This window comes from Amycolatopsis sp. WAC 01375, assembly GCF_003947325.1.
GTDB lineage: Bacteria > Actinomycetota > Actinomycetes > Mycobacteriales > Pseudonocardiaceae > Amycolatopsis.
Genome location: NZ_QHHW01000024.1, coordinates 461316 through 473554, shown reverse-complemented (window position 1 = coordinate 473554; position 12239 = coordinate 461316). Strand labels below are relative to the sequence as shown.

Here is a 12239-nt window from a genome sequence, read left to right as displayed (position 1 = left end):
GTGCGTTAGCGTGAGTCACGAGGGCCTCCAGGTAGCCGGTGCAGATGTCGCAATCCACACCGAACCCGGAGGCCCTCCCCTATTCCAAGATCATCGACCCACGTGTCGCCCCCGTTCACAACCTCCCGGGTCAATACACCTAGGTGCTGGCAGCCGTGCACAGTCGCGGGTCACGTAGGGCCCACAGACCAGTTTCCGCTCGTACGCGATCTGAGTGAGTTCGCCACTTTACACTTTCGACAAGGAAGTCAACGGTGAAAATTTCCCGCATTCGAGTAACTGGCGGATTTCTGTCTGGCGTCGATATCTCGCTGAACTCGGGGCTCAATGTAGTTATCGGACCCCGAGGGGCGGGTAAAACGACGCTTCTGGAACTGCTCAGGCACGCTCTTGGCGTATCCCACGCCGACGCACCTAGTGCTCGAAAGCATCAGGAGTTTGTGCGCGCAATTTTGGGATCAGGCGAGGTTATTGTTGACCTAGAATGCGACGGTGAAGCTCAAAGAATCGCAGTAGACGCCACGGGAACTGGAAGAAAGAAAGAGTACGCTGTCGCAGCACTGATGCTTGCACAAAACGAACTGGAAGCAATCGCGTCAAATCGGGATAGTCGACTAAACTTAATAGACTTACGTGCCAACATATCGCCTGCAGTTGAGGTTTGGACAAAAATTGAAGAGCTGACTAGGCGAGCTGCCAATTATAGGGATGAAATTGAGGCATCGGCAGAGATCCTAAAGCAGCGACTGCAGCTAAATGTGGATCTTGATAAGACGGCAGCGCGAGAACAAGAGCTCCTGCGAGGCGGGAACGAGCTGCTGTCCAAAAAGAGGCAGGAACTTACCGAACTAGAGAGATCCTTGCTGAATTTGAAGGCTGAACTACGCGGCCTGTCTCGATCGCATGCTCAATTCACGGAAGTGGGTATAGCAGTCGAGCAAGTTCAAGCACTTCTTTCAGATGCACTTGATACTCATTCGTCGCGCTCTTCAACTATCCCCGTCAGGACGCAAAGAGTTCTAAATATTGCAACTGAGCTCTCCTTAGAGATTGCAGAGATTCGGGCACAAATTGCTGCTCGGCGAAACGATATTGACGCTCGCACGCTAAGTCTTCGAGAGTTTGCCGAGCCAATAAGGGCAGAGCTGGAAACTGCCGAGTCTGGCCTTGGTGCTGTAACGGCCGAAATGCGCAACATTAGATCTCAACTCGCAATGATGGACGAGCAAGAGAAGCAGTTGCTTGTACTCCAGAATCAATACAAGGAGACTATTCGCAGCAGAGATGAACTAATGTCCCGCCTTGAATCGGGACACGAGTACATCTTTCAAAAAAGAGCGGCAGTAGCCGCCGCCGTCAATGATCAACTAGACGGCCACGTGGTAGTAACCGTTGATCACTTGGCTGATCACCGAAGCTTCAGCAGCATGCTTGAGCGAGCTCTGCAAGGGAGCAATACCCAGTATCGATCAGCCATTGAATCAATAGTTTCGTCTGTGCTTCCGGGGCAGTTGCTTAAGTTCTTATCGACCTGACTGAGGTGCCGGTCCTCGACGGACCAGGGAGGGAGGCGACCGATGACCGCTGAAATCAGCGACCCATGGTCGAAATTGGACGAGATCCTCGGTCTTGAGGTAGCCGAGCCCGTGGACGACGGGATCGGCGCGCTGGCGGTCTACGGTCGCTGCTCGACTGAAGACAACCAGGACCCGGAGACCTCGCGAGGTTGGCAGATCGGCAACGCGCGCAAGTTCGTCGAGCCGCTGGGCGGCCGGATCGTGGCCGAGTACTTCGACGTGGGCCAGTCGCGATCAGTGCCGTGGGAGCGGAGGACGGAAGCATCGCGTCTGCTCGCCGAGTTGAAGAATCCGCGCCGGACGTGGAACGCCCTGGTCGTCGGCGAGGGCACTCGTTGTTGGTTCGGCAACCAGTTCTCGCTGATCGCCCCGCGGTTCGCTGCGTACGGGGTGGAGCTGTGGGTGCCGGAGCTCGGCGGACGGTTCGACCCGCGGAACCCTTCGCACAAGATGCTGATGAGCGTGCTCGGCGGCATGAGTGAGTCGGAGCGGCAGCACGTTCAGGCGAGGGTCCGGGCGGCGATGGACGCACAGGTCGTCAATGAGGGACGTCACCAGGGTGGCCGCGCCCCGTACGGGTACGTGGTCGTAGATGGCGGGCCCCACCCGAACCCGAGGAAGGCGGCGGAGGGGTTCCGTCTGCGGGTGCTCGCAATCGATGAGCCAGCCGCCGAAGTCGTGCGCCGGATCTTTGCCGAGTACCTGGACGGGCAGGGTGATCGAGCGATCGCGAGCGGGCTCAATCGCGATGGGATCCCGTGTCCGTCGGCTCGGCGGCCGGAGCAGAACCGGCATCGGCTCGCCGATGGATGGCAGGGCAGCACTACGCGATCGATCCTGGAGAATCCGCGCTATGCGGGCTACGCGGTCTTCGGGCGGTCGGCCCGGCAGGAGATGCTGTTCGACCCTGATGACGTCGCCGCTGGCAACGTCGTGCGGTTTCGGCGAGCCAAGCCGGATCGGGTGGTCCGGTCACGTAAGCCCGCTCACCCGAAGATCGTCTCGGTCGAGGACTTCACACAGGCGCAGTTGATCCGGCGAGCCAAAGCGGCCGGCGGCCTCCGGACGGCTCGCAAGGCCGAACGCGCGGGCCGCCCGGTGAAGCACGTGTACCTGTTCCGCGGTCTCATCCGGTGTGCCGCATGCGAACGGAAGATGGAAGGCAGCCCGCGCAAATACGGCATGTACTACCGATGCCCGGCCCGAACCCTGGCACCGGGTGCACCGGCCTTGCTGACGCATCCGCCCACGATCTATCTCCGGGAGGAGCCGCTGCGGGACGCGGTGAACGGGTGGATCGGTGGTCTGTTCGATCAGCAGAACATTGAGCAGACCGTCAGCCAGCTCGTGGGCGCTCAGCCAGCGGTGCGAGCCGGGGGCGATGGAGTCGCAAGCAAGCAACTGGAGGAGGCAGAAGCCAAGCTCAGGCGATTCCAAGACGCCATCGCTGCAGGCGTCGCCCCGACAGCACTGGTCGAAAGCATCAACGAGGCCCAAGCTGACCGAGCGGCGGCGCAGGGAGCGTTAGCGGCCGCGGGCGAGCCTGCGGGGATCACCGATGCAGAGGTCTACGCGATGATCGACTCGCTGGGTGACATCGGGGCTGCCCTCGCTGACAGTCAGCCGGGCAAGCTGGCACGGCTCTATCGGGCTCTGAGGCTTGACCTGCGGTACGACAACGAAAAAGAGGCCGTCTACGCGACGACCTCTTTGCGTGTGAATAATGCGGGTGTCCGAGGGGGGACTTGAACCCCCACGTCCGTTAAGGACACTAGCACCTCAAGCTAGCGCGTCTGCCATTCCGCCACTCGGACTTGCTGATGTGAGAAGAGTATACGGCGCCTCGGAGGCCTCAATCAGGGGGGTCTGTGTCGTCACGCAGACCTACATTGAGACGATGATCGGTTACCCTCCGACAGCTTTTGTGCCTCCGGGTGGATGGATAATACGGGTAAGTCCCCAGGTCGGAAGCCAGTAATGCGTAGCGTGACTGGCGGTGACAGAAGGTCGTGGGCGGCGGGGAATCAAACCCGGTCACGGAGCGCTTACACGTGCTGTGAAGAAGATTGGTTTCCTCTCGTTTGGCCACTGGTCGGCGAGTGAGCACTCCGAGACCCGGTCCGCCGCGGACTTCCTGCATCAGTCGATCGACTTGGCGGTCGCGGCCGAGGAGCTCGGCGTGGACGGTGCCTACTTCCGTGTGCATCACTTCGCGCGGCAGGCGGGCAGTCCGTTTCCGTTGCTGTCGGCGATCGGCGCGCGGACCTCGAGGATCGAGATCGGGACGGGCGTGATCGACATGCGCTACGAGAACCCGATGTACATGGCCGAGGAGGCGGGCGCCGCCGACCTCATCTCGAGGGGCAGGCTCCAGCTCGGGGTCAGCCGGGGGTCCCCGGAGCAGGTGATCGACGGGTGGCGGTACTTCGGTTACGGGCCCGCGGAGGGGCAGACCGCCGCGGACATGGCGCGGCAGCGCATCGAGGTCTTCCTCAAGCTGCTCGACGGCGAGGGGTTCGCGCAGCCGAATCCGCGGCCGATGTTCCCCAATCCGCCGGGGTTGTTGCGGCTTGAGCCGTACTCGGAGGGGTTGCGCGAGCGGATCTGGTGGGGATCCAGCTCGAACGCGACCGCTGTTTGGGCGGCGGAGCAGGGGATGAACCTGCAGAGTTCCACGCTCAAGGACGACGAGACGGGCGAGCCGCTGCACGTTCAGCAGCGCAAGCAGATCGAGGCCTACCGCGAAGCCTGGAAGGAGGCCGGCCACGCGTGGGAGCCGCGGGTGTCGGTCAGCCGCAGTATCTTCGCGTTGACCAACGACCTGGACCGCGCGTACTTCGGGCGTGATCGGAACTCGCGCGACCAGGTGGGCATGATCGACGAGACGACCAGGGCGATTTTCGGGCGGTCGTATGCCGCGGAGCCGGATGAGCTGGTGCGGGCGCTCAAGGAGGACGAGGCGATCGAGGCCGCGGACACCTTGTTGCTGACCATCCCGAACCAGCTCGGTGTCGAGTACAACGCGCACGTCCTGGAGAGCATTCTCACGCACGTGGCGCCGGAGCTCGGCTGGCGCTGAGAATGCGCGATTCGGCGGATGGGCCGGGGCGCTTCGCTCGTTACGATCAGGGGATCCCCGGCCATCGGAGGGTCCCATGAGACTGCCCCGATTCCACTTCCTGTTCGGCCTCGCCTCGGTCTTCTGCCTGGCCCTGCCGCCGACGGCGCAAGCGAGCGCGCCGGCCCCGCTCGGCGGCGGGAGCGTGTTGCAGACCAGCGTCTCGTCCCGGTGCACGGCGGGATTCGCCGCCGTCTCCGGCAAGACCGGCTACCTGATCGCGAGTTCCTCCTGCGGCAAACCCGGCGACACCATCCGCAGCGCGGGCCGGGTGGTCGGGGTGGTCGTGGGCGCCCAGGTCCCGCCGACCGGCGCGATCGTCATCCGCGTGACCAACACGACCGACTGGCGGCTGGTGGGATCGATCCCACCCACCGACAGCCGGGTGACGATCACCGGTTCGGTCGAAGCGCCGGTCGGCTCGTCGGTGTGCCGGTACGGCGCGACCACTGGCTGGCACTGCGGGATCATTCAGGCGAAGAACGTGTCGATCACCTTCCCCGAAGGAACGCTGACCGGCTTGACCCGCACTTCCGTATGCGCCGAGCCGGGTGACAACGGCGGGCCGTTCGTCAGCGGGACGCAGGCGCAGGGAGTACTGGTCGGCGGCAGCGGGAACTGTTCCAGCGGCGGCACCACCTACTTCTTCCCGGTCAACCGCGTCCTGTCGGCCTACGGGCTGACGATCCTCACCGGAACCTAGAACGGCAGCGCCCTCGGATACGGGGGAGGGGAGTGCCGCGCGAACGCGGGCGTGGTCGTGACCCGGGCCTCCCCGACGGCGTCGAAGATCGTCTGGTGTTCCGCGGCGAGCCCGGCGGCTTCGGCGTTCAGCGCGGCAGGTCCGCTCGACGGCCAGTGTCCGCGGTCCAGCCGCCGCTCCAGCGTGCGCAGGGCGGTGATCTCCTCGGACGCGGTGAACACACAGTGTCCGGCCCGGTTCACGAACAGCTGACGGAGGTTCCCCGGGTCTCCGGCCAGCTCGACTCGCTCGGCGTAGGCGCGTTCGTGTGCCGCCGGCGCGGTGCCGTCCGCGACGGTGTGCATGGTCAGCACCGGGAACGGCGTGCGTCCCAGTGGCAGCCCGAATCGCGCCAGGTAACCCGCCGCGGCCGGATCAGGCGCGACACGTGGCGCCCTCGCCAACTTGTCGAGGTCGGCGCCGAGATCGAGGCCCGCTTCCGCGTAGGCGCGTTCCACCAGCGGCCGCTCGCCTGCCTTCGCCAGGATCCGCCGGTAGTCGACACCCACGTTCCAGCTCGGGTTGCCGCCCGCGCGCTGTTCCAACGCGACCCTGTCGACGCCGAACGCGCTGGCGCGATAGAAGCGATCCCAGACGCTCTGCCAGAAAACCTGTTCCGCGACGTCCGTCGGCCGGGGACGGGTGGCGTCGAACCAGCCGGGGATCTCGGCCAGCGCGTTCGCCAGCGCGAGCCGGGCCTGGCCTTGCGGGTTCGCGGTGGCGGCCTGGACCACGTCGGCGAACTTGCCCGCATTGGCCGCGGGGTCGGTGATCCGCACCAGTTCCAGCCGCGCGTCGAGCAGTGTGTTCAGCGCGTAGCCGAGATCGAGCCCGGAGTTCCAGTGCGCGGCCCCGCCGGCGAGGTTGCCGCAGAAGGTCATCAACCCGGCGAACCGGCGCGGGTTCCGCTCGGCGAGCAGGGTCGCGGTGATCGCACCCACCGATTCGCCCGCCGCGATGGTCCGCCGGGGCGTTCCGACCGTGCGGGCGAACCAGTCGTGCAACCGGATCTGGTCGGTCAGCGCTTCCTCGATCGACCAGCCGCGCACGGTCCGATACTGCGACGCGGCCAGCGCGTAGCCCTGCTCCAGCAGGTAAGACTCGGTCGTGGGCTGTGAGGTCAGCGCGATCCGCTCCGGCTCCGGATACGCCAGGGAGTACATCCCGTGACTCCACAGCATGAGCGTGCCGTTCCAGTTTTCCGGTACCAGGACCAGATAACGCGCGCCTTCGAGTTCGCCCTCGTATCTGGTGACCGGGCCGGCCGCCGAAGCGCGGGGAACCACGAGTCCCAGTAAGACGGTGAGTAGAGCCAGGAAAGTCAGACCACGCCGTGCCATGACCATCACCCCGGGAGTCATCCTTCCAGCGCGGGGTGAATTGTCCAGATCCGCTTGGCCTAACTGAAGATGACCGAGCGCAGGAGAAGTCTGTCCGAGCCTCGGCCACCGTAGGGGCGGAGCGTGAAGTAGGAGTCGCTCGCGCAGTCGTCGTCCAGGAACACCACCGCGGTCGAGCCGGTGTCGTTGCGTGGACGGAACGCGTCGACGTCCCAGTCGGCTATTTCGGGGATTTCGATGCATTCGCCGCTGGGTGGGTCCACCAGGGTGCCGACCTGGAGCTCTTCGTGTTCGTCGTAGTAGCGGTAGGTGAATTCACCTTCGGCCGCGGAGGCCGTCGCGGGGATCGTGAAACAGAGGGCGACGGCACTGGCAATGGCCAGGAAAGCGGTACGTGTACGCATCCTCCGACGTTAGGACGATGATCAACATCGCCGGTAGGTCTCGCGGCCAGATCCACTCTGGGGAGTGGACCGGAGTCCGGCCGGTGATCGATAGTGAGGGTCATGTACACCGGCAACCCCGACGTCCCCGACGACGTGTTCGCGGCCGTCCTCGGCCAGATCGACGACTTCGTCCGTACCCGCGTGATGCCTCGTGAGCTGGAGATCATGAACACGGACGCCATCCCGGCCGATCTGCGGGCGCAGGTCGCGGCGATGGGGTTGTTCGGGTACGCGATCCCGCAGGAGTGGGGTGGACTCGGCCTCGATCTGGTGCAGGACGTCGAGGTGGCGATGACGCTCGGTTACACGTCCTTGGCGTTGCGGTCGATGTTCGGGACGAACAACGGGATCGCCGGACAGGTGCTGGTCGGGTTCGGCACGGACGAGCAGCGGGCACGGTGGTTGCCGGGTATCGCGTCGGGCGAGATCGTCGCGTCGTTCGCGCTGACCGAGCCGGGTGCCGGATCGAATCCGGCCGGGCTGCGGACCAGCGCGAAGCCGGATGGCGACGGCTGGGTCATCGACGGCGGCAAGCAGTTCATCACCAATGCCACCGAGGCAGGTCTTTTCGTGGTTTTCGCGCGTATGGGCACCGGCATCGCGGTGTTCCTGGTGCCCGCGGACGCGCCGGGTATCACGGTCGGCGCGAAGGACGCGAAGATGGGGCAGGAAGGCTCGCGCACTGCGGATGTCGCCTTCTCGCAGGTGCGTGTCGGGCCGGAAGCACTCGTCGGCGGGGACGGGGATGTCGGCTACAAGGCAGCGATGACGTCGCTGGCGCGCGGCCGGATCCATATGGCGGGGCTGGCGGTCGGGGCGGCGCAGCGGGCGCTCGACGAGTCGGTCTCGTATGCCGCGACGGCGACTCAGGGTGGCACGCCGATCGGGGATTTCCAGCTGGTGCAGGCGATGCTCGCCGATCAGCAGACCGGTGTGCTCGCCGGCCGGGCGCTCGCCCGTGAGGCGGCGCGGTTGTATGTGACGGGGCAGGACCGGCGGATCGCGCCGTCGGCGGCGAAGCTGTTCTGCACCGAGATGGCGGGGAAGGCCGCGGATCTGGCGGTGCAGGTTCACGGCGGAAGCGGCTACATGCGCGAGGTCCCGGTCGAGCGCATCTACCGGGACGTCCGGTTGATGCGGCTGTACGAGGGCACGAGCGAGATCCAGCGGCTGATCATCGGTGGCGGTCTGGTGCGGGCCGAGAAGAAGAAAGCATGACCCGGCCGCTCGAAGGGGTCACCGTCGTCGCCATCGAACAGGCTGTCGCCGCTCCGCTGGCCACCCGCAACCTCGCCGATCTCGGCGCGCGCGTGATCAAGGTGGAACGCGTCGACGGTGGGGATTTCGCGCGTGCCTACGACCACGCCGTACACGGCACCGGCGCGCATTTCGTCTGGCTGAACCGAGGCAAGGAGTCGCTCGCCGTCGACCTCAAGACCACCGAAGGCCGTGACGTCGTCCGGCGGCTGGTCTCGAAGGCCGACGTGTTCGTGCAGAACCTCGCTCCCGGCGCGGCCGAGCGGCTCGGTTTCGGTGATCTGCGGGCGGACCATCCCGAGCTGGTCGTGGTGAACCTGTCCGGATTCGGGGCGGGCGGGCCGATGGAGCGGCGCAAGGCCTACGACATGCTGGTCCAGGCCGAGGCCGGGCTCATCGCGATCACCGGCACCCCGGACGCTCCGGCGAAGACCGGGATCCCGACCGCGGACATCGCGTCCGGCATGTACTGCGCGCAGGCGGTGCTGGCGGCGTTGCTGCGCCGCTGGCGCACCGGCGAGGGCGCGACGATCGAGGTCTCGATGCTGGAGGCCACCATCGAATGGATGGGGTACGCGCTCAACACCCGGATGTACGCCGGAACCGAGCCCGAACGCATGGGCCTGAGCCACAGTTCGATCGCGCCGTACGACGCCTTTCCCACCCGTGACGGCCAGATGCTGATCGGCGTCCAGAACGACACCGGCTGGCGCACCCTCGTCACCGACGTCCTCGACGCGCCCGAACTCGCCGACGATCCACGCTTCACCACGAACGTGCGACGCGTGGCTCACCGCGCGGAATGCGACGCCGCCGTCGCCGCCCGGACTTCGCGGTGGTCCAACAATGAACTCGACGAACGGCTCGCCGCGGCCGGGGTTCCCGCCGCACAGCTCAAGGACGTCGGCCAGGTCGCCGATCATCCCCAGCTGCGGGCCCGTGATCGCTGGCGCGAGGTCGGCACCGAGTTCGCCCGGATCGACGCTTTGCTGCCGCCGGTGACCTTCGACGATTTCGAGGCGTGCATGGGCGACGTCCCGGCGCTGGGGGAACACACTCGAGCCTTGCTCGTCGAGTCCGGAGTGGACGCCGACGAGTACCTTCGCCGCGGTATCGCAGGCTGAATTCAAATCGGCGCGACTGGAGGAACTCCAGGTTTACGCTCGAGATCATGCGATTCGCCATCAAGACTTCGCCGCAGGACACCGTCTGGTCCGACATGCTCGCCGTCTGGCAGGCCGCCGACGAGATCGAACTCTTCGAATCGGGCTGGACCTTCGATCACTTCTATCCCATTTTCTCGGATTCGACCGGTCCGTGCCTGGAAGGGTGGGTGACCCTCACCGCGCTCGCGCAGGCCACGAAACGACTCCGGCTGGGCACCTTGGTCAGCGGGATCCACTACCGGCACCCCGCGCTTCTCGCGAACATGGCCGCGACGCTCGACATCGTTTCCGGCGGCCGGCTGGAGATCGGCGTCGGCGCGGGCTGGAACGAGGAGGAATCCGGCGCGTACGGCATGGAACTCGGCACCATCAAGGCACGCAGTGACCGGTTCGAGGAGGCCTGCGAGGTGCTCGTCGGCCTGCTGACCCAGGAGAGCACCACCTTCCAGGGCGAGCACTATCAGCTGACCGACGCCCGCTGCGAACCGAAGGGTGTGCAGAAGCCACATCCGCCGATCTGCATCGGCGGCAGCGGCGAGAAGCGGACCTTGCGCACGGCCGCGAAGTACGCCCAGCACTGGAACTTCGTCGGCGGCACGCCGGAGGAGTTCGCGCACAAGCGGGAGGTGCTGCACCGGCACTGCGCGGACATCGGCCGGGATCCGAACGAGATCACCTTGTCCTCGCACGTGCGTCTCGGCACGGACGGTGACTACGCCAAGGTCGCCGCAGGCGTCGAAGCCCTCGGTGAAGTGGGCCTTGACCTGGCGATCATCTACCTGCCGCCGCCGCACACCCCAGCCGTGCTGGAGCCGCTGGCGAAGGTGCTCGAGCCGCTGCGCTGAGGTCTCGAAGACCGGCCGGGGAGCGACGGCCCGTTGCGGAACCGGCCGGTCTCGCTATACGGTGACAGAACTAGAACAGGTTACAGTTCTGCACGGTGGGCGGACCGAGGAGCGGACATGGCGAACAGGGCTGCGCGCGGCGACGAGGCCGACTACGTGGTCGTCGGATCGGGCAGCTCGGGCGCCGCGATCGCGGGCAGGCTGGCGGAGTCCGGAGCCAGCGTAATCGTGCTCGAGGCGGGCAAGAGCGACCAGAAGATGCTCGTCAAGAAGCCGGGGCTGGTCGGCCCGATGCACGCGGTGCCCCAGCTGAAGAAGCCCTTCGACTGGGGCTACTACTCGGTGCCGCAGAAACATGTTCTCGATCGGCGGATGCCGGTGCCGCGCGGAAAGGTGGTCGGCGGCTCCAGCTCCATCAACGGCATGGTCTACGTCCGTGGCAACCGCGCCAACTTCGACTCCTGGGCCGCCGAGGGCAACAAGGGCTGGGACGCCGACAGTGTCAACGCCGCGTACAAGCGGATGGAGGACTTCGAGGACGGCGAGAGCGACTTCCGGGGCGCGGGCGGGCCGATCCGGGTCACCCGCAACAAGACCCCGCAGGAGGGCACGCTCCAATTCCTCCAGGCGACCGCCGACGCGATCGGCTGCGAGATCCTCGACGACTACAACGCCGAGTCCCAAGAGGGCGTCAGCCGGATGCAGCAGAACGCCGCAGACGGCCTCCGGTACAGCGCCTCGCGCGGCTACATCCACCATCTCGCGCCCGCCACGCTGCAGGTCCAGTCCGGAGTGCTGGCGAAGAAGGTGCTCATCGAGAACGGCCGTGCGGTCGGCGTCGAGGTCGTCGACGCGAACGGGGGACAGCGCACGCTGCGCGCGGGCAAGGAGGTCATCCTCGCGGGAGGCTTCGTCGGGTCCGCGCAGCTGCTGATGTTGTCCGGGATCGGCCACGCCGAGCACCTGAAGGAGCACGGCATCGACGTCGTCGCGGACCTGCCGGTCGGCGACAACCTGCACGACCACATGTTCCACGCGCTGACCTTCCGCGCGTCGTCGAGCAAGAACAGGGGCACGCCACCGTACTTCGCGCGCGGCCTCGTCAGCGAACTGCTGCGGCCCGGCACGACGTTCCTGGCGAACTCGGTCTTCGAGGCGGTCGCCTTCCTCAAGACCTCTCAAGCCGCCGAGGTGCCCGACCTCCAGTTGCACCTCCTGCCGTGGGCGTACGTGACGCCCAACCAGGACGCGCCGATCCGGCACGACGTCGACAAACGGCCCGCGCTCACCGTGCTGACCACGCTGATCTACCCGAAGAGCCGCGGCACGCTGCGTCTCGCCTCGGCCGATCCCACGGCGGCGCCGCTCATCGACCCCCAGTACCTGTCCGACCCGGCCGATCTCGAAGTGCTCGGCGAGGGCTCGGAAATGGTCCGCGAGATCTTCGCCTCGGGGGCGTTCAACGGCTCGATCAAGGAAGAACTCCACCCTGGCAAGGGACTGCGGGGCCAGGAGTTGCGCGACGCGATCCTGAACCGCGCGACCTCGGTCTACCACGGCGTCGGCACCTGCCGGATGGGCGTCGACGAGCTCGCGGTCGTCGGTCCCGACCTGAAGGTCCGCGGTGTCGACGGCCTGCGGGTCTGCGATGCCTCGATCATGCCGTCGATCACCGGCGGCAACACCAACGCGCCCGCCATCATGATCGGTGAGATGGGCGCGCAGCTCGTCCTGTCGGACAACTGACG

10 protein-coding genes and 1 tRNA gene are annotated in these 12239 nt (G+C 66.0%); 8 read left to right on the top strand and 3 right to left on the bottom strand.

Annotated elements, in window-relative coordinates; genetic code table 11:
* The first annotated feature begins 254 nt into the window (after window positions 1-254).
* Complete coding sequence (locus DL991_RS14185; RefSeq protein WP_125784732.1) at window positions 255-1535, top strand: ATP-binding protein; 1281 nt, start codon at window positions 255-257, stop codon at window positions 1533-1535.
* A gap of 42 nt (window positions 1536-1577) precedes the next feature.
* The gene (locus DL991_RS14180; RefSeq protein WP_125784731.1) at window positions 1578-3326 is read left to right on the top strand and encodes a recombinase family protein; all 1749 of its coding nucleotides are present in this window, start codon (window positions 1578-1580) and stop codon (window positions 3324-3326) included.
* Here DL991_RS14180 and DL991_RS14175 read toward each other — a convergent pair.
* Window positions 3308-3391: transfer RNA gene (locus DL991_RS14175), tRNA-Leu, on the bottom strand. The genes DL991_RS14180 and DL991_RS14175 overlap by 19 nt on opposite strands.
* A 242-nt stretch (window positions 3392-3633) precedes the next feature.
* Here DL991_RS14175 and DL991_RS14170 point away from each other — a divergent pair.
* Together DL991_RS14170 and DL991_RS14165 are read left to right on the top strand one after the other, a co-directional pair.
* Window positions 3634-4656, top strand: coding sequence for an LLM class flavin-dependent oxidoreductase (locus DL991_RS14170; RefSeq protein WP_125784730.1), 1023 nt, complete (start codon window positions 3634-3636; stop codon window positions 4654-4656).
* A 76-nt stretch (window positions 4657-4732) separates the two neighbouring features.
* The gene (locus tag DL991_RS14165) at window positions 4733-5398 is read left to right on the top strand and encodes a S1 family peptidase (RefSeq protein WP_125784729.1); all 666 of its coding nucleotides are present in this window, start codon (window positions 4733-4735) and stop codon (window positions 5396-5398) included.
* Here DL991_RS14165 and DL991_RS14160 read toward each other — a convergent pair.
* Together DL991_RS14160 and DL991_RS14155 are read right to left on the bottom strand one after the other, a co-directional pair.
* Complete coding sequence (locus DL991_RS14160; protein WP_125784728.1) at window positions 5395-6777, bottom strand: hypothetical protein; 1383 nt, start codon at window positions 6775-6777, stop codon at window positions 5395-5397. The two genes, DL991_RS14165 and DL991_RS14160, sit on opposite strands and share 4 nt — an antisense overlap.
* A 59-nt stretch (window positions 6778-6836) precedes the next feature.
* Window positions 6837-7181 carry a hypothetical protein gene (locus tag DL991_RS14155; RefSeq protein WP_125784727.1) on the bottom strand — a complete coding sequence of 115 codons (345 nt, stop codon included), beginning with the start codon at window positions 7179-7181 and terminating at the stop codon, window positions 6837-6839.
* A 102-nt stretch (window positions 7182-7283) separates the two neighbouring features.
* Here DL991_RS14155 and DL991_RS14150 point away from each other — a divergent pair, with 102 nt between their 5' ends.
* The 4 genes from DL991_RS14150 (at window position 7284) to DL991_RS14135 (ending at window position 12237) form a co-directional block, all read left to right on the top strand.
* Window positions 7284-8441 carry an acyl-CoA dehydrogenase family protein gene (locus tag DL991_RS14150; RefSeq protein WP_125784726.1) on the top strand — a complete coding sequence of 386 codons (1158 nt, stop codon included), beginning with the start codon at window positions 7284-7286 and terminating at the stop codon, window positions 8439-8441.
* On the top strand, window positions 8438-9604 hold the full coding sequence (locus DL991_RS14145) for a CaiB/BaiF CoA-transferase family protein (protein WP_125784725.1): 1167 nt from the start codon (window positions 8438-8440) through the stop codon (window positions 9602-9604). The genes DL991_RS14150 and DL991_RS14145 overlap by 4 nt, the downstream gene beginning before the upstream one ends.
* A 47-nt stretch (window positions 9605-9651) precedes the next feature.
* The gene (locus DL991_RS14140) at window positions 9652-10491 is read left to right on the top strand and encodes an LLM class F420-dependent oxidoreductase (protein WP_125784724.1); all 840 of its coding nucleotides are present in this window, start codon (window positions 9652-9654) and stop codon (window positions 10489-10491) included.
* Window positions 10492-10608: 117 nt separating this feature from the next.
* Window positions 10609-12237 (top strand): GMC family oxidoreductase, encoded by a 1629-nt coding sequence (locus DL991_RS14135; protein WP_125784723.1) that lies wholly within the window; start codon window positions 10609-10611, stop codon window positions 12235-12237.
* The last annotated feature ends 2 nt before the right edge of the window (window positions 12238-12239 follow it).